The sequence below is a fragment of the Thiothrix sp. genome (assembly GCF_028714775.1).
Classification (GTDB): Bacteria; Pseudomonadota; Gammaproteobacteria; order Thiotrichales; family Thiotrichaceae; genus Thiothrix.
The window spans coordinates 269,047-285,333 of the sequence record NZ_JAQTLS010000001.1 but is presented as its reverse complement, the minus strand read 5'-3'; the positions used below and the strand labels follow the sequence as shown (position 1 = coordinate 285,333).

General features: G+C 52.1%; 16 protein-coding genes. 13 read left to right on the top strand and 3 right to left on the bottom strand.

What is annotated here, in order from left to right; all coding sequences use genetic code 11:
- Positions 1 to 3 precede the first annotated feature (3 nt).
- Positions 4 to 2,514: a glycogen/starch/alpha-glucan phosphorylase gene (locus PHE17_RS01445; protein ID WP_301014023.1), complete on the top strand. Its 2,511-nt coding sequence runs from the start codon at positions 4 to 6 to the stop codon at positions 2,512 to 2,514.
- A 9-nt stretch (positions 2,515 to 2,523) separates the two neighbouring features.
- Here the strand turns inward: PHE17_RS01445 and PHE17_RS01440 are convergent, their stop codons facing one another.
- Positions 2,524 to 3,105 carry a thioredoxin family protein gene (locus PHE17_RS01440; RefSeq protein ID WP_301014022.1) on the bottom strand — a complete coding sequence of 194 codons (582 nt, stop codon included), beginning with the start codon at positions 3,103 to 3,105 and terminating at the stop codon, positions 2,524 to 2,526.
- Positions 3,106 to 3,236: 131 nt separating this feature from the next.
- Between PHE17_RS01440 and PHE17_RS01435 the strand changes: the two genes are divergently transcribed.
- From PHE17_RS01435 to PHE17_RS01385, 11 genes are all read left to right on the top strand, one after another.
- Positions 3,237 to 4,202 carry an MBL fold metallo-hydrolase gene (locus PHE17_RS01435; protein ID WP_301014021.1) on the top strand — a complete coding sequence of 322 codons (966 nt, stop codon included), beginning with the start codon at positions 3,237 to 3,239 and terminating at the stop codon, positions 4,200 to 4,202.
- Between the two features lie 287 nt (positions 4,203 to 4,489).
- A complete protein-coding gene (sat, locus tag PHE17_RS01430; RefSeq protein WP_301014020.1) occupies positions 4,490 to 5,692 on the top strand; it encodes a sulfate adenylyltransferase in 1,203 nt (400 codons plus the stop codon).
- Between the two features lie 167 nt (positions 5,693 to 5,859).
- On the top strand, positions 5,860 to 6,330 hold the full coding sequence (aprB, locus tag PHE17_RS01425; protein ID WP_301014019.1) for an adenylyl-sulfate reductase subunit beta: 471 nt from the start codon (positions 5,860 to 5,862) through the stop codon (positions 6,328 to 6,330).
- A 42-nt stretch (positions 6,331 to 6,372) separates the two neighbouring features.
- Positions 6,373 to 8,400, top strand: coding sequence for an adenylyl-sulfate reductase subunit alpha (gene aprA / locus PHE17_RS01420; protein ID WP_301014018.1), 2,028 nt, complete (start codon positions 6,373 to 6,375; stop codon positions 8,398 to 8,400).
- A 118-nt stretch (positions 8,401 to 8,518) separates the two neighbouring features.
- Positions 8,519 to 9,172 carry an adenylate kinase gene (gene adk / locus PHE17_RS01415; RefSeq protein WP_301014017.1) on the top strand — a complete coding sequence of 218 codons (654 nt, stop codon included), beginning with the start codon at positions 8,519 to 8,521 and terminating at the stop codon, positions 9,170 to 9,172.
- A gap of 58 nt (positions 9,173 to 9,230) precedes the next feature.
- Positions 9,231 to 9,740, top strand: a complete 510-nt coding sequence (locus PHE17_RS01410) for a hypothetical protein (RefSeq protein WP_301014016.1) — start codon at positions 9,231 to 9,233, stop codon at positions 9,738 to 9,740.
- Between the two features lie 24 nt (positions 9,741 to 9,764).
- Positions 9,765 to 10,136 carry a hypothetical protein gene (locus PHE17_RS01405; protein WP_301014015.1) on the top strand — a complete coding sequence of 124 codons (372 nt, stop codon included), beginning with the start codon at positions 9,765 to 9,767 and terminating at the stop codon, positions 10,134 to 10,136.
- 29 nt (positions 10,137 to 10,165) lie between these two features.
- Positions 10,166 to 11,425 (top strand): 6-phosphofructokinase, encoded by a 1,260-nt coding sequence (locus PHE17_RS01400; protein ID WP_301014014.1) that lies wholly within the window; start codon positions 10,166 to 10,168, stop codon positions 11,423 to 11,425.
- Positions 11,426 to 11,526: 101 nt separating this feature from the next.
- A complete protein-coding gene (locus tag PHE17_RS01395; RefSeq protein WP_301014013.1) occupies positions 11,527 to 12,471 on the top strand; it encodes a YkgJ family cysteine cluster protein in 945 nt (314 codons plus the stop codon).
- Between the two features lie 140 nt (positions 12,472 to 12,611).
- Positions 12,612 to 12,911 (top strand): RNA-binding protein, encoded by a 300-nt coding sequence (locus PHE17_RS01390; protein WP_301014012.1) that lies wholly within the window; start codon positions 12,612 to 12,614, stop codon positions 12,909 to 12,911.
- 136 nt (positions 12,912 to 13,047) lie between these two features.
- On the top strand, positions 13,048 to 13,539 hold the full coding sequence (locus PHE17_RS01385; RefSeq protein WP_301014011.1) for a metallophosphoesterase family protein: 492 nt from the start codon (positions 13,048 to 13,050) through the stop codon (positions 13,537 to 13,539).
- 15 nt (positions 13,540 to 13,554) lie between these two features.
- Here the strand turns inward: PHE17_RS01385 and fghA are convergent, their stop codons facing one another.
- Both fghA and PHE17_RS01375 read right to left on the bottom strand, forming a co-directional pair.
- Positions 13,555 to 14,394, bottom strand: a complete 840-nt coding sequence (gene fghA / locus PHE17_RS01380; protein ID WP_301014010.1) for an S-formylglutathione hydrolase — start codon at positions 14,392 to 14,394, stop codon at positions 13,555 to 13,557.
- 11 nt (positions 14,395 to 14,405) lie between these two features.
- Positions 14,406 to 15,515 (bottom strand): S-(hydroxymethyl)glutathione dehydrogenase/class III alcohol dehydrogenase, encoded by a 1,110-nt coding sequence (locus tag PHE17_RS01375; RefSeq protein ID WP_301014009.1) that lies wholly within the window; start codon positions 15,513 to 15,515, stop codon positions 14,406 to 14,408.
- A 158-nt stretch (positions 15,516 to 15,673) separates the two neighbouring features.
- On the opposite strand from PHE17_RS01375, the gene PHE17_RS01370 reads away from it, so the two are divergent.
- Positions 15,674 to 16,273: a TetR/AcrR family transcriptional regulator gene (locus tag PHE17_RS01370; RefSeq protein WP_301014008.1), complete on the top strand. Its 600-nt coding sequence runs from the start codon at positions 15,674 to 15,676 to the stop codon at positions 16,271 to 16,273.
- Positions 16,274 to 16,287: the final 14 nt, after the last annotated feature.

Here is a 16,287-nt window from a genome sequence, read left to right as displayed (position 1 = left end):
TCTATGACCTCGCACCTTTCTACGCATATTCCGTATGTGCCAGTCCCGCTTGACCCGTTACCGAATGATGCGGAGTCGCTGGGCAGTGATTTCCAGCGTTACCTGTCCTACCATTTGGGGCGCTTTCAGGGCTGCCCGCCAGTTTATTTGTATCAGGCGTTGGCTTATACCTTGCGTGACCGTTTGACAGTTGACTGGCGCGGTACGTGGGGCGAGTACCTGCAACCGGGCAAGCGCCGTGCTTATTACATGTCGCTGGAATTCCTGATTGGGCGTTCCTTGGGCAACAACCTGCTGAACATGGGGATTGGTAATGCCACCGAACAGGCATTGCTGAATTACTGCACGGATATGGAAGAAGTTTCGTCCCAAGAGCCGGATGCGGGTTTGGGTAATGGCGGTTTAGGGCGGCTGGCAGCGTGTTTCATGGACAGTTGCGCCACTTTGCGTCTGCCGGTGGTGGGTTATGGTATCCGTTACGAATACGGCATGTTCCGCCAGCGCATTGAACACGGCTATCAGGTCGAAGACCCTGACCATTGGTTGCGTGATGGGCATCCGTGGGAAGTGGAACGTGCCGAATACCGCCAGCGTGTCCAGTTCGGTGGTCATACCGAGCATTACGTGGATGAGCATGGCACACGTCGGGTACGTTGGATCAGTGGCGATGACGTATTGGCGATCCCGTTTGACATGCCGATTGCAGGCTACCAAAACCAGACGGTCAACACCCTACGCTTGTGGAAGGCTACGGCGACTGACGAATTCAACCTCGACGAATTCAATGCGGGCAGTTACACCGAAGCGGTGGAAGCGAAAAACCACGCCGAACACATTTCGATGGTGCTGTACCCCAACGACAGCAGCGAAAATGGCAAGGAACTGCGCCTGCGCCAGCAATATTTCCTCGCTTCCGCCAGCCTCAAAGATGCGGTACGCATGTGGGAACGCCAAGGCAACACCGATTACAACAAGTTTGCCGCTGAAAACGTGTTCCAGATGAACGACACCCACCCAACGGTGGCGGTCGCCGAACTGATGCGCATTCTGGTGGATAAGAAAGGGCTGACGTGGGAGGCAGCGTGGAACATTACCACCCATTGCATGGCTTACACCAACCACACCTTACTGCCGGAAGCGCTGGAACGTTGGCCTGTCCATCTGTTTGAAAAACTGTTGCCGCGCATTCTCGAAATCATTTACGAAATCAATGCCCGCTTCCTGCGCGAAGTGTCGATGAAATGGCCCGGCGATACCGAACGCCAACGCCGCATGTCGATCATCGAAGAAGGCCCGGTACGCCAAGTGCGTATGGCATGGCTGGCGATCGTGGGCAGTTTCTCCATCAATGGTGTGGCGGCATTGCACTCGCAATTGTTGATTGATGGCCTGTTCCGTGATTTCTGCGAATTGTGGCCGGAAAAGTTCAATAACAAAACCAACGGTGTTACCCCGCGCCGCTGGGTGGCACACGCTAACCCCGGCATGACCGAGCTGATCAGCAGTAAAATCGGCACAGGCTGGATTGCTGACCTCAGCCAATTGGAAAAACTTAAACCGCTGGCTAGCGAAGAACACGCCGATTTCCACGCCCAATGGTTGGAGGTTAAACACGCCAACAAGCAACGGCTGGCTGATCTGGTGAGAAAGGAATGCGGGGTCGATTTCAACCCGTCTGCGTTATTCGATGTGCAGGTTAAACGTATTCATGAATACAAACGCCAGTTGCTCAATATCCTGCACGTTATCCACCTCTACCGCCGCGTTAAGTTGGGCAAGCTGGAAAACTGGGCTGACCGTTGCGTGCTGATTGGTGGTAAAGCTGCACCCGGTTACGTGATGGCGAAACGCATCATCAAGCTGGTCAATGCCGTGGCGGAAGTCGTTAACACCGACCCGGAAGTGGATGGCAGGCTGAAAGTCGCTTTCATCCCCAACTACCGCGTTTCCAGCATGGAAATCATTGCTCCGGCAGCGAACCTCTCCGAGCAGATTTCCACTGCTGGTAAAGAAGCGTCCGGCACGGGTAACATGAAATTCATGATGAACGGCGCACTCACCATCGGTACGTATGACGGCGCGAATATCGAAATCCTCGAAGCGACAGGGGAAGAAAACTTCTTCCTGTTTGGCTTGCGTGCCAACGAAGTGGATGACTTGCGCCGTGATTACCGTCCGTGGACGTATGTAGAACGCGACGATGACCTGCGTGGGGTTATCGAATGGTTGCGCAGTGGACATTTCAACCCGTGTGAACCGGGCATTTTCGACATGGTGCTGGACGCGATCCTCAGTCCTAACGACCCGTGGATGACGCTGGCAGACTTCCGCAGCTACGTGGATATGCAGGATCAGGTATCACGGGCGTGGCAAGACCAAGCCCACTGGACACGCATGAGTATCCTCAATACCGCATCCAGTGGCTTCTTCTCCACTGACCGCACCATGTTGGAATATAACCGCGACATCTGGAAGCTGACGCCGGGTGGTCACGGTGGCAATAACGGCGGTTAACTGCCCCGTTTAGTGCCCGTAGTAGTCCGGCTCGTTTCCGGCTTTCCACTTGATGTTGCAGCCCAAGGATGGGGTCTGCGCATCGGGTGGGGATGCGCCATCCAGCATCTGCTCAAGCGCTTGGCGCAGGTCACTACCTGTTGCTGGCACAGCGTTGCCGGGGCGGGCAGCATCGAATTGCCCCCGGTAATACAGCTTGTGCTGGGCGTCAAATAAGTACAAGTCAGGCGTACACGCGGCTTGGTAGGCTTTTGCCACCGCCTGTGTTTCATCGTACAAATAGGGGAAAGTGTAAGCGTGGTTTTGCACTTCCTCTACCATCTTTGCCGGGCTATCGTCCGGGTAATTGGCAACATCATTGGCATTGATAGCAACCACTGCCACGCCGCGTTGCTGATAATCTTTCGCCAGTTGCGCAAACACTTCACGGATCAGGATCACATAAGGGCAATGGTTGCAGATGAAAGCCACCAGCAAGGGCTTGCCGTTAAAGTCTTGCTTGGCTACCACCCGCCCGGTGGCAGGCTCAGGTAAGGCAAAATCGGGGGCATCAGTGCCGAGTTCCAGCATGGTGGAAGGTGTGCGTGCCATAGGTTCCTCCTGAAAGGCTTTAAGTATTAACTGTGGGTTGCCCAATTATACGCAAAACGCTTGTGGGGAAGACAAATTCCCCGCATTTCGGGCTATACTGCTGCATCGCAACACATTACGGGAGCAAGCAGATGGCAGCACGTTATCAAGACCTTGGCGACGGCATTTACTGCATAGACACTGACCTTTACCGTCCGCAGATGGCGGCTTGTTATTTGGTCAGGGAAGGTGATGCCGCTGCTTTTATTGATACCGGCACTTACCATACGATCCCGTCCTTGCTGGAAGTTTTGGCGGAACTGGGGCTTGCTGCTGAAAATGTCCGTTACGTCATTCCCACCCATGTGCATCTTGACCATGCCGGGGGCGCGGGGGAATTGATGGCGCGTTGCCCGAATGCGACCTTGATTGTGCACCCCAAAGGTGCGCGGCACATGATTGATCCTTCCAAGCTACAGGCGGGGGCGACAGTGGTGTACGGCGAGGAAGGTTTTGCTAAAGATTACGGCAAATTGGTGGCGATTGCCGAAGAGCGTGTCATTAATGCTACTGATGGCTACCAGATTGACCTCAACGGTCGTACCTTGGTTTTTTACGATACGCCGGGGCACGCTAACCATCATGGCTGTATCTTTGATCAGCGCAGTGCCGCTTGCTTTACGGGCGATACTTTCGGCATCTCTTACCGTGAGTTTGACACTGAAAAAGGCGCATGGATATTTGCCCCGACTACCCCTGTAGCTTTTTCCCCCAGCGAGTGGCATGACAGCCTCGATAAGCTGGAAGCTTTGCACCCTTCTGCCATGTTATTAACCCATTACGGGCGTGTTACCGAAGTATCTCGTTTGCTGCATGACATGCGCATTAGTATTAACAAGCTCAGTGGCTTAGCACATGCCGAACTGGATGCGCCAGCAGGCAGGGTAGGACGCTTGCGAGAACAAATTTTAAGCATGTGGCTTGAAGAGATATTTAAGGCCGGAACTGACCTGTCCGAAGGGGATATAAGGAGCCTATTAGCCGTTGATGCCGAACTGAACGCCCAAGGTTTGGATGTCTGGCTGCAACGGCTGGTTAAGGCAAAAACATCATTGTAATTCATGCAATTACAATAACATAGTAAAAAAGTCTGCTAATAATCTGTGCAATTATTAGCGTGTTAGGATGTGGTGAATTTCTATTTAATTAATGCCATATAAAGCCAGTTTATAAGTTTTACTTATGCACCAACAAGAACAAACTCATAGGATTGCGCACTAAAAGTGTATAAAGTGTGCATGTTCAAAATTCTTGGTACGTGACTAATGAAAATTTTCTATGGCTGATAGATTATTTTTCTGGTCATGCGCTGGTGGAAACTTATTAATCAGGAATATGCATACCCATGCCTAAGTTAGTAGCACCACATGGTTCCGACGAACTGAATCCACTGTACGTATCAGATGCCGCTGAGCGAACAGCGTTGCAACAAGAAGCTGAAGGATTGCCATCCATTGTCGTTAGCTCTGCCACTGCTGCGAATGCTGTCATGCTCGCTGGTGGCTACTTCAATCCGCTTACTGGCTACATGAATAAAGCTGATGCATTGTCGGTCGCTAATAATATGCATACCACGTCGGGTCTGTTCTGGCCGACACCCGTTCTCAATCTGGTTGAAGATGCTGGTAGTATCAAAGCAGGCGATCGTATCGCGCTGAGAGACCCCAATGTTAGCGGTAATCCGGTTTTGGCTGTGATGGATGTGGAAGCTGTTGAAGCATTCACCGACGAAGAAATGGCTACCATGACCCAGCAGATTTATCGTCCTGCTGAAGGTGAAGCGCATATCGGCGCGGATACGTTCAATTCCCAAGGCAAGGTTTGCCTGTCAGGGCCGATCAAGGTACTGAACTTCTCCTACTTCCAGAGCGAGTTCCCGGATACTTTCCGTACTGCTGTTGAAATCCGCAACGAAATTGCCGAACGTGGCTGGAAGAAGGTCGTTGCCTTCCAGACCCGTAATCCGATGCACCTAGCGCACGAAGAACTGTGCCACATGGCGATGGATCGTCTCGGCTGTGATGGCTTGGTCATCCACATGCTGTTGGGCAAGCTGAAGAAAGGCGACATTCCTGCCCCGGTACGTGATGCCGCAATCCGCAAGATGGTTGAGCTGTATTTCCCGCCGAACAGCGCGATGGTAACGGGTTACGGTTTCGACATGTTGTATGCGGGTCCAAAAGAAGCTGTATTACATGCCGTATTCCGCCAAAACATGGGGGCGACACATTTCATTATTGGTCGTGACCATGCGGGTGTTGGTGATCATTACGGTGCATTTGATGCTCAGGAAATTTTCGATAAGGAAGTCCCTAAGGATGCCCTTAAGATCGAAATCTTCCGCGCAGACCACACGGCTTACTCCAAAAAGTTGGATAAGGTTGTGATGATGTGTGAAGCACCGGATCATAAGAAGGAAGATTTTGTACTTCTTTCTGGTACTAAAGTTCGTGAAATGCTTGGTCAGGGCATTGCACCACCCAAGGAATTTTCTCGTCCTGAAGTGGCTCAGATCCTGATCGATTATTATCAAAGTGAAAACGGCTAAGATCAAAGTCGAAATTAAAATGTCTGGGCACTCTGCAAAGTAAGTTCCCGACAAGTAGTATCGCTGGTGGTAGCCAGCAGGCTTTTGCTTAAAAGGCTGTCGGCTACCGCCGGTTGAGTTTTAGTAACCGAGTGTAGCAATACAATATTTTTTCAAGGAGTTACGCAATGCCTACGTTTGTACGTACTGACAAATGCGATGGCTGCAAAGGCGGCGACCGCACCGCTTGCATGTACATCTGCCCACACAACCTGATGAAGCTGGACGTTGACGGCTCTTCTACTGGTCACGCGATGAAAGCGTTCAACCAAGAGCCAGACCAGTGCTGGGAATGCTATTCCTGCGTCAAAATCTGCCCTCAGAACGCTATCGAAGCACGTCACTATGCTGACGTTGTTCCACTCGGCGGTTCTGTACAGCCTTTGCGCGGTCAAGATTCCATCATGTGGTCTATCAAATTCCGTAACGGCGTTCAAAAGCGTTTCAAGTTCCCGATCCGCACTACCCCAGAAGGTTCCATTGATTGCTACGGCGGCAAGCCTAAAGCTGATCTGGCTAACTTGGGTAAAGCACTGTTGACCCGCGATGTCATGGGCGGCTACCGCGCTGGCAACCCGGCTGAACTGATCTGCAAGTAATTGACGCTTCGTTATTAACTTTTAAGTATTGAGGAAACACAAATGGCAGGTACATTTGGTAATCCAGAGGTTGTCCAAGAAGAAGTCGACATCCTCATCATCGGTGGCGGTATGGCTGCGTGCGGCGCGGCTTATGAAATCATGCCGTGGATCGGCGCTGCGAAAGACGCTGGCGTTGACATCACTGTTAAGCTGGTTGACAAAGCGGCAATGGACCGTTCCGGTGCAGTTGCACAAGGTCTGTCTGCGATCAACACTTACATCGGTCCAAACCAAGACCCAGCGGACTACGCCCGTATGGTCTCCAACGACCTGATGGGTATCACCCGTGACGACTTGGCTTACGACTTAGGCCGTAACGTTGACGATTCCGTCCACCTGTTTGAAGAATGGGGTCTCCCAATCTGGAAAACAGTCAACGGCGAACGTTTTGACGGTGCTCAGTGGCCGAAAGAAGGCGGCAAGCTGTTGAAAGACGGCGGCGATCCAGTCCGTTCCGGTAAATGGCAGATCATGATCAACGGCGAATCCTACAAATGGATCGTTGCTGAAGCTGCTAAGAAAGCACTGGGTTCTGACAACATTCAAGAACGTGTATTCATCGTTAAGCTCGTCAACGACGCTAACGACAAAAACCGCGTTGCTGGTGCTGTTGGCTTCTCTACCCGTGAAGACAAAGTATTCGTTTACAAATTCAAGGCTTGCCTGCTGGTAGCCGGTGGTTGCGTAAACATCTTCCGTCCACGTTCCGTTGGTGAAGGCCAAGGCCGTGCATGGTATCCAGTATGGAACGCAGGTTCCACCTACACCATGGCTGCTGAAGCCGGTGCAGAACTGACCATGATGGAAAACCGTTTCGTTCCAGCACGTTTCAAAGACGGCTATGGTCCGGTTGGCGCATGGTTCCTGCTGTTCAAAGCTCAAGCGACTAACGCCTACGGCGAAGTCTACATGACCAAGAACAAAGAATTGCTGAACGACTATCCTCCGTATGGTCAAGCAGCAGTTCCAGCATCTTGCTTGCGTAACCACTTGATGCTCAAGGAAATGAAAGAAGGTCGCGGCCCAATCTATATGGACACCGTTACCGCTCTTGCTAAACTGCGTGAAACCCTGACTCCTCGTGAAGTAAAGCACTTGGAAGCAGAAGCGTGGGAAGACTTCCTTGACATGTGTATCGGTCAGTGCGGTATCTGGGTTGGTGAAAACATCGAACCAGAAAAGAAAAACTCTGAACTGATGCCTACCGAACCGTACCTGCTGGGTTCACACTCAGGCTGCTGCGGTATTTGGGCTTCTGGTCCAGATGACGTTGGCGCACCAACGACTGAAGAACATCCAGATAAACACCTGATCCCTGCTCATCTGCCAGAAGGCTGGAACTGGGGCTACCGCTCCATGACTACGGTACGTGGTCTGTTCACAGCGGGTGACGGCGTTGGCGCATCTGGTCACAAGTTCTCTTCCGGTTCACACACTGAAGGCCGTATGTGTGCACAGTCTATGGTTAAGTTCGTTATGGACAACAAAGACTGGGTTCCTACACTGGACACTTCCGTTGAAGACTTGGTTAACGAAATCTATCAACCAGTACGTACTTTCCTTGAGCACAAGGATTACACCACTGCGATTGATGTGAACCCACACTACATCACTCCACGTATGTTGCAGTTCCGTCTGCAAAAAATCATGGACGAATATGTAGCAGGCGTTGCGACTTACTACACCACCAACGGTCACATGTTGGCAGTGGCAGAAGAGAAGCTGGGTATGCTGAAAGAAGACGCGAAGAAGATGCGTGCAAAAGACCTGCACGAACTGCTCCGCGCATGGGAAAACTACCACCGTATCCTGACGGCGGAAGCTCACATGAAGCACATCCAGTTCCGTAAAGAAAGCCGTTACCCTGGTTTCTACTACCGTATGGACTACAACCTAGTAGACGAAGAAAACTGGCATTGCTTCGTAAACTCTGTTTACGACAAAAACACCAAGACTTGGAACGTGTTCAAACGCGCTCACAAAGACCTGGTAGACAAGTCTAAGCTGTTCAAGCCAGCCGCCCACTAATTAAGGGCTTGCTTAGAAATAGCACTAAACCTTAATATCGGGTTTAGGCCAAATCAGGGCATCTCATGATGCCCTGATTTATATCCACAGTAGCAAAGTTTTGGAGAGGAGTTTGCGTATGAAAGTAATCCTATTAGGAGGCCCCGGCGCGGGCAAAGGAACCCAAGCTGGGTTCATCAAAGAAAAATACAACATCCCTCAGATTTCCACAGGCGACATGTTACGTGCCGCCGTTAAAGCGGGCACTGCGATGGGCATTGCCGCGAAAAAAGTGATGGACGCAGGCGGCTTGGTTTCTGATGAAATCATCCTTGGTCTGGTCAAAGAGCGTACTGCGGAAGCAGACTGCGCCAACGGTTTCCTGTTTGACGGTTTCCCACGCACTTTGGCGCAAGCTGAATCGCTGAAAACCCAAGGCGTGGACATCGACGCGGTAGTAGAAATTGCCGTTGATGACGCTGAAATTGTGCGCCGCATGAGCGGTCGCCGTGTGCATGTGGCCTCAGGCCGTACTTACCACGTCGTTTTCAACCCACCGAAAGTTGAAGGCAAAGACGACGAAACTGGTGAAGACCTGATCCAACGTGCGGACGATGCGGAAGAAACCGTATTGAAACGTTTGGAAGTCTATCATGCGCAAACTGCGCCGCTGATCGGCTATTACTCTGCGTGGGCAGCGTCTGGCGAAGCCAAAGCACCGCGTTACATCCGTATTGAAGGTATTGGTTCAGTTGACTCCATCCGCGACAATATTTTCGCGGCATTGGGTTAACCGTTCAGGTTGTCGGGCATTAGTCCGACAACCGCCACCCCAACCATTAGGAACGACAATGACTGCATCTCCCGAAAAAGTGGCTGCTGGTAAAGTAGTCCAGTTCACTTACCGCATTGCTGACCGTCATGGCGACATCATGGAGCAAGTGGATTTGCCCTTGAGCATGGTGTTCATGCGTCATAACCGCTTGTATGACGTGGTAGAAAAAGCCTTGGTCGGTTGCCGCGTGGGCGATGAAGTATCGGTTGACGTTCCGGCTGTCGATGGCGCATGGGGCGAAGCCGATGCTGACCTGATTTTGGTGCAAGACATTGAGCATGTACCGCCACCCTACCGTCGGGTTGGGGCAGAAGCGCAGTTTCAAAGTGAAACTGGCGAAATCAAAACATTCAAAGTGACTAGCGTTACCGATGAAAGCGTAACGCTGGACGCTAACCACCCATTTGCTGGGCAAACCATGACTTTCCACGTCAAGGTTATTGCTATCCGTGATGCGAGCAAAGATGAGTTATTGCATGGCATCGCTTCCGGTGCGCCCGACGTTGGTGGTGCAACCATCCATTAACCGTAAGGCAAGGTAGCAGGCAGCATGGCAATCCCGGATTTTTCTGCATACGAGAAAACAATCATCCAGCAGACTGTTGATGAGCGTTGGGGCAAAGGCAAGGTTACGGTCGAAGAGGTGGAAGTCGAGCTTCGCCTGTACAAAGACGACCGCGACGTAACCCTGTGCCCGGCGATTTATTGGCTGCACGAAGATTGTAACTTCGTCATCGCCAAGGTATTCGAGCGCCAAAGCACCGATGAGCGCCGCTACCGTTCGCAGTTTTTCTATTCCGCCAAAGACCAGTATGGCACTGGTATTGAAGAATATACCGATTTGGGCGACTGCGTGCTTTATCTGCTGCGTTTGCAGGCAGACCACGAAAGTGAGCGCAAACAACATTTTCCCACAAGTTAGTTTGAGTTTTTGAATATAGGAGTTCTGTTATGACCGTCAAGAATGCCTTTTACGCACAGTCGGGTGGTGTTACCGCCGTGATCAATGCTTCGGCCTGCGGTGTGATTGAAACCGCCCGCCAACACAGCGACAAAATCGGCACAGTATATGCCGGGCAAAACGGTATCATCGGTGCGCTGCTGGAAAACCTGATCGACACCAGTAAGGTTTCCGCCGAAGACGTAGCTGCGCTGCGCCATACCCCGTCCGGCGCGTTCGGTTCTTGCCGTTACAAAATGAAAAGCTTGGAAAAGAACAAGCGCGAATATGACCGCCTGATCGAAGTGTTCAAAGCGCACAATATCGGCTATTTCTTCTACAACGGCGGCGGTGACTCCGCAGATACTTGCCTGAAAGTTTCTCAGCTTGCTGATGCAATGGGCTTTCCGATCCAAGCAATCCACGTACCGAAAACTGTGGATAACGACCTGCCAGTGACTGACAACTGCCCTGGTTTCGGTTCCGTTGCCAAGTACATCGCGGTTTCCACCCGTGAAGCCAGCTACGACGTAGCTTCCATGTGTGCGACTTCGACCAAGATTTTCGTTATCGAAGTTATGGGCCGTCACGCAGGTTGGATTGCCGCAGCGGGCGGTTTGGCAGCAGATGCCAACAACGATATTCCGATTGTTATCCTGTTCCCGGAAGTCGAATTCAACCAAGAAAAATTCCTCGCGACGGTTGATGCCAAAGTTAAAAAGCACGGCTACTGCACCATCGTGGTTTCTGAAGGTTGCCATTACCCAGACGGGACATTCTTGGCGGAACAAGGCACTCGTGACTCCTTCGGTCATGCGCAATTGGGTGGTGCGGCTCCGGTTGTTGCCAACATGATCAAAGATGCGCTGGGCTATAAATTCCACTGGGCGGTTGCCGACTACCTGCAACGTGCTGCGCGTCATTTGGCTTCCAAGTCTGACGTTGAACAGGCGTATGCGCTGGGCAAAGCAGCGGTCGAGCTGGCGCTGGAAGGCAAAAACTCCGTCATGCCTGCGGTTATCCGTGATTCCAACAACCCGTACACGTGGCACATTGGCTCTGGTGAGTTGAAAGACATCGCCAACGTCGAAAAAATGATGCCGATGGATTACATCACCGAAGATGGCTACGGTATTACTGACGCTTGCCGTGAATACCTGCAACCACTGATCGAAGGTGAAGATTATCCACCTTACGAAAATGGTATGCCGAAGTATGTCACGCTGAAGCACGAGCTGCTGCCGAAGAAATTGCCTGCATTCGAGCTGTAAGATAGCCCGCTGCCCCTACGAAAGCTGCCTCTGTTTGCGAACAGGGGCAGTTCTTTTTATACTTCCCGTTTTACACAGTACACACCCCGGTAACGATTATCATGGCTGAAAAACTCGACATTCCAGAGGAATTCCAAAGCTCCCTCATTCCTGAACTGCTGACGGATGACACCACCATCCAGTTTAACTGCCACCCCGGTGTTTCCTGTTTCAATATTTGTTGTAAAGCGGCGGATGTAACCCTTGCGCCGTATGACATCCTGCGTTTGAAAAAGCGTTTGGGGATGACTTCCAGCGAGTTTCTCGACAAGCATACCGTGCCGTTTGAAGCGGATGGGCAAGGCACACCCGGCATCAAGCTGCGTACTGACGACAACAAAACTTGCCTGTTTGTGCGCGAAGAAGGGTGCAGCGTGTATGAAGACCGTCCGGCGGCTTGCCGTTATTACGGGCTGGGGCTGCTTTCGCACCGGGCGGAAGGTTCATCCGATGATGTGCAATATTACTTCCGTAACAAGGAAGCCCATTGCCAAGGCTGGAACAGCGAACAGGCAATCACTGTCCGTGATTACCGCCAGCAACAAGGCGTTCCCGAATACGACGAAATCAACCGCGAATGGATGCAGTTGATGCTGAAAAAGAAATCAGCAGGCCCTGCGATTGGTAAGCCAGACCCGCTCAGCTTCCAGTTGTATTTCATGGCGAGTTTCGACATTGACCGTTTCCGCCGCTTTGTGGAAAGTCCGGCGTTTGCCAAAGTCTACATCGTGGGTGACGAAATCAACGCGGCGTTGCAAGATGACGTTGCTTTGCAAAAATTTGCCTTCCGTTTGCTACGCCAAGTGCTGTTTGATGAGCAAACCATCCCGACCCATGCGAATGTGTTGGAAAAACGTTGGGAAGAACGTAAAGACATCATTGAGTTACGTCACAACGCTGCGGTTGAGCTGCATCTGAAAAAGGCTGAGGAAGAACGCCAAGCAGCGTTGGAAAGCGGTGCTGACAAGGGCAATGACCTGTGCGGTTCGGATAACTGCTCAATATAATTGTGTTTATTCTGGGTTGTGGGGTTCCCACCGCCCAGAATACCTGTATACTGGTTCTTTTCATCTATCGTTTCTAACGAGCCTGAAGGCATCCTGCCTGCATCCTCTTAAACGGTTCTCTAAAACCCTTAGGAGGTCATATGAGTACAAAACTTTACGTCGGCAATTTACCGTATTCCATCACTAAACAAGCGCTGCAAGATGCGTTTGGTCAGTGCGGCACTATTGATTCCGTCAACCTAATTACTGACCGTGACACAGGACAAAGCAAAGGTTTTGCTTTCGTCGAAATGTCCAGCAACAGCGAAGCACAAAAAGCTATCCAAGAACTCAATGGGTTCAATATGGATGGTCGTGCGATCAAAGTTAATGAAGCTAAACCACAAGCTCCGCGTGAAAACCGTGGCTTTGGCGGCGGCGGTGGCGGTAGCCGCTGGTAATACCAGCCCTCCTGCTTCGGCATGAATACAAAACCCCGGCCTTGTGTCGGGGTTTTGCTTTTAATTCCCTGAAACTTGCGCATCATCTGACATCACGCGACAATCGCGCCCAAATATAAGCTTTTAGGGTAAACCAATGAACGTTTCTGTTGCCATTATTTCCGATACGCATGGGCATATTGACCCGCGCATTATCGACATTATCCGCGAGTGCGATTACGCCATCCATGCGGGTGATATTTGCGGGGAAGATGTATTAGCTGCCATGCAGCCCAAGAGTTCCATCGTGATTGCGGTGGCGGGGAATAACGAACCACGCTGCATGGTGGATTTCCCCCTGCCGATGGTCAGCGAGTTGGCATTACCGGGCGGTAAAATCTGCATCGAACACGGGCATGAACACGGGCATCACACCCCTTGCCACGATTCGCTGCGCCAGCAACATCCCGATGCGCGGGTCATTGTCTATGGGCATACCCACAAGATGGTGCAAGACCGCAATGGGACGCCGTGGGTGGTGAACCCCGGTGCGGCAGGGCAGACCCGCAACCACGGCGGGCCTTCCTGTTTGGTGCTGAGTGCCAATGATCAGGAATGGAATATTAAGGAAATCCGCTTCGCTGATTAAGGTCGGGCGGGGGCGTTACTTGCCCAACGCCTGCGCGTGCCACGCGATGTGCTCACCAATGAATGTCGCAATGAAGTGGTAACTGTGGTCGTAACCTTCCTGCATCCGTAGTGACAACGGCTGCTTGAGTTGCAAACAAGCGGTTTGGAACACTTCCGGTAGCAATTGTCCCTCAGCGAGGAATTCATCTGCTGTGCCTTGGTCAATCAATATTTCCGGCACATGCGCACCCGCTTGCACCAAGCACGTCGCGTCATACGCTTCCCACAAGTAAGTGTTGTCACCCAGATACGCAGAGAAACAACCCTTTCCCCATGCACCGTTTACCGGATTGCAAATCGGCGCGAAGGCAGAAACCGAGCGGTAAGCGCCCGGATTCTTCAGTGCGCAAATCAATGCGCCATGCCCGCCCATCGAATGCCCACTGATGGATTTCACGCCGGGAGTCAGCGGCAAGTGATTTTCCACCAGTGCAGGCAACTCTTCCGCCACGTAATCGTACATGCGGTAATTTTTCACCCACGGTGATTGAATGGCATTGACATAAAAGCCCGCACCTTGCCCCAGATCGTAGCGGTCTGATACATCCGGCACGGAGTCACCGCGCGGGCTGGTATCGGGGATAATCAGGGCAATGCCGTGTTCGGCGGCGTAACGTTGCGCCCCTGCTTTCACGCGGAAATTGTCATCGGTGCAGGTCAAGCCAGACAACCAATACAAAGCTGGCACATTGCCGTGCGCGGCTTGCGGCGGTAAGTACACCGAAAAGGTCATGGGGCAAGCACACGCTAGTGAATCATGTGTGTAACGGTTGAGGTAGCCGCCAAATTCCTTGATGCTTTCAATCAACTTCATGCCAATACCTGTTAGAAAATAATCACGGAACGGATGCTTTCGCCGCTGTGCATCAAATCAAATGCGCGGTTAATGTCGTCCAGCGGCATGGTGTGTGTAACCATGCTATCCAGCACGATTTCACCGCTCATGTAACGCTCCACGTAACCCGGCAATTCCGTGCGGCCTTTCACACCACCGAAGGCTGAACCTTTCCAAGTACGCCCCACCACGAGGTTGAATGGGCGGGTGGAAATTTCTTGCCCCGCGCCTGCCACCCCAATTACGGTGGAAACGCCCCAACCCATGTGCGTGCATTCCAGTGCATCACGCATGACGTGGACATTACCGATGCACTCGAAGGAGTAATCCACGCCGCCGTTGGTGATTTCCTTGATGTATTCGCTGATGGAGCCGTTCACGTCTTTGGGGTTAACGAAATCGGTAGCGCCCAGTGCTTGCGCCATTGCCCACTTGCCGGGGTTAATGTCGATGGCAATGATGCGTCCAGCTTTTGCCATGACCGCGCCTTGAATGCACGACAGGCCGATGCCGCCCAGCCCGAATACGGCAACGGTGGAACCCGGCTCGACCTTGGCGGTATTCAGCACTGCACCAATCCCCGTGGTGACACCACAACCAAGCAAGCAAACTTTATCCAAGGGTGCGGCAGGGTTGATTTTCGCCAACGCAATTTCCGGCACAACGGTGTATTCCGAGAACGTGGAACAGCCCATGTAGTGGTAAATCGGTTGCCCTTTGCAGGTGAAGCGGCGCGTATGGTCTGGCATGTAACCTGTCCATACGGTCGAGGCGATGGATTGGCACAGGTTGGATTTGGTGGAGTGGCAATATTCGCATTCGCCGCATTCGGGGATGTACAGCGGAATTACGTGGTCGCCGGGTTTGAGGTTTTTCACGCCGGGGCCGCATTCTTCGACAACACAACCACCTTCGTGACCGAGGATGCAGGGAAATGCGCCTTCTGGGTCATCGCCTGAGAGGGTGAAAGCATCAGTGTGGCACACGCCGGAGGCTACTACGCGCAACAGCACTTCGCCTTCGCGGGGTTTTTCGACTTCGATTTCTTCAATCACCAGTGGTTTTTTTGGCTCCCACGCCACGGCTGCACGGCATTTCATACGGCTCTACTCCTGATTTATTTTCCCTTGCTCCCCTCGCCCTTTGAGGGACGCCCCTGCAAGGGGCTGGGGGTGAGGGGTTACTAGACATCAAAAGTAGAATGAATGTTCATTTCTGTCAATTGCTATTTCCTAAGGTATTGGCTAGGCTTGCGTTTATGCCATACCTGAAAAAGTGCCCACCTGTCCCTGAACCGATTGATTGCCGTATCCTCACCGCAGCGTTGGATTTGTTTGTGGAAAACGGCTACCACAATGTTTCCATCCATGAAGTGCAAAAGCGGGCGCAGGTCAGCATCGGCTCGATTTACAACCATTTCGGCGGCAAGGAAGGCGTGGCTCAGGCGCTTTACAAGCACATCCTCAATGAAATGGATGAGTTGGTGGATGCGGTCATCGCGGCACACGCTTCCCCGTGGCAACAGTGCGCCGCCATCATCAGCGAATTGTTTGCCCACACCGAAACCCACCGCAATATCATCGCGTTTGTGTTCCACGCCAAGCACACCGAGTTTATTTCGCAGGAACCGCTGGCGTGCAATTCCGCCCCTTTCACCAAAATGCGTCATATTGTGCTGCAAGGCATTGAATGCGGGGATTTCGTCGCCCTTGACCCGTGGGTGGTGACTTCCAGCGTGTTTGGCGGCGCGATCCGCATGATCCAACTGCGCTTGGATGGTATGATTGAGCGCCCCTTGCCGGAGTATGAGGCGATGTTGCTGCAAACTATCCGTGCAGGTGTAATCCGTACTGCGTGACTTCCGCGATCGAA

Coding starts and splice junctions, on each gene's coding strand:
- PHE17_RS01445 (WP_301014023.1), top strand. CDS start 4: ATGACCTCGCACCTTTCTACGCATATTCCGTATGTGCCAGTCCCGCTT.
- PHE17_RS01440 (WP_301014022.1), bottom strand. CDS start 3,105: ATGGCACGCACACCTTCCACCATGCTGGAACTCGGCACTGATGCCCCC.
- PHE17_RS01435 (WP_301014021.1), top strand. CDS start 3,237: ATGGCAGCACGTTATCAAGACCTTGGCGACGGCATTTACTGCATAGAC.
- sat (WP_301014020.1), top strand. CDS start 4,490: ATGCCTAAGTTAGTAGCACCACATGGTTCCGACGAACTGAATCCACTG.
- aprB (WP_301014019.1), top strand. CDS start 5,860: ATGCCTACGTTTGTACGTACTGACAAATGCGATGGCTGCAAAGGCGGC.
- aprA (WP_301014018.1), top strand. CDS start 6,373: ATGGCAGGTACATTTGGTAATCCAGAGGTTGTCCAAGAAGAAGTCGAC.
- adk (WP_301014017.1), top strand. CDS start 8,519: ATGAAAGTAATCCTATTAGGAGGCCCCGGCGCGGGCAAAGGAACCCAA.
- PHE17_RS01410 (WP_301014016.1), top strand. CDS start 9,231: ATGACTGCATCTCCCGAAAAAGTGGCTGCTGGTAAAGTAGTCCAGTTC.
- PHE17_RS01405 (WP_301014015.1), top strand. CDS start 9,765: ATGGCAATCCCGGATTTTTCTGCATACGAGAAAACAATCATCCAGCAG.
- PHE17_RS01400 (WP_301014014.1), top strand. CDS start 10,166: ATGACCGTCAAGAATGCCTTTTACGCACAGTCGGGTGGTGTTACCGCC.
- PHE17_RS01395 (WP_301014013.1), top strand. CDS start 11,527: ATGGCTGAAAAACTCGACATTCCAGAGGAATTCCAAAGCTCCCTCATT.
- PHE17_RS01390 (WP_301014012.1), top strand. CDS start 12,612: ATGAGTACAAAACTTTACGTCGGCAATTTACCGTATTCCATCACTAAA.
- PHE17_RS01385 (WP_301014011.1), top strand. CDS start 13,048: ATGAACGTTTCTGTTGCCATTATTTCCGATACGCATGGGCATATTGAC.
- fghA (WP_301014010.1), bottom strand. CDS start 14,394: ATGAAGTTGATTGAAAGCATCAAGGAATTTGGCGGCTACCTCAACCGT.
- PHE17_RS01375 (WP_301014009.1), bottom strand. CDS start 15,515: ATGAAATGCCGTGCAGCCGTGGCGTGGGAGCCAAAAAAACCACTGGTG.
- PHE17_RS01370 (WP_301014008.1), top strand. CDS start 15,674: ATGCCATACCTGAAAAAGTGCCCACCTGTCCCTGAACCGATTGATTGC.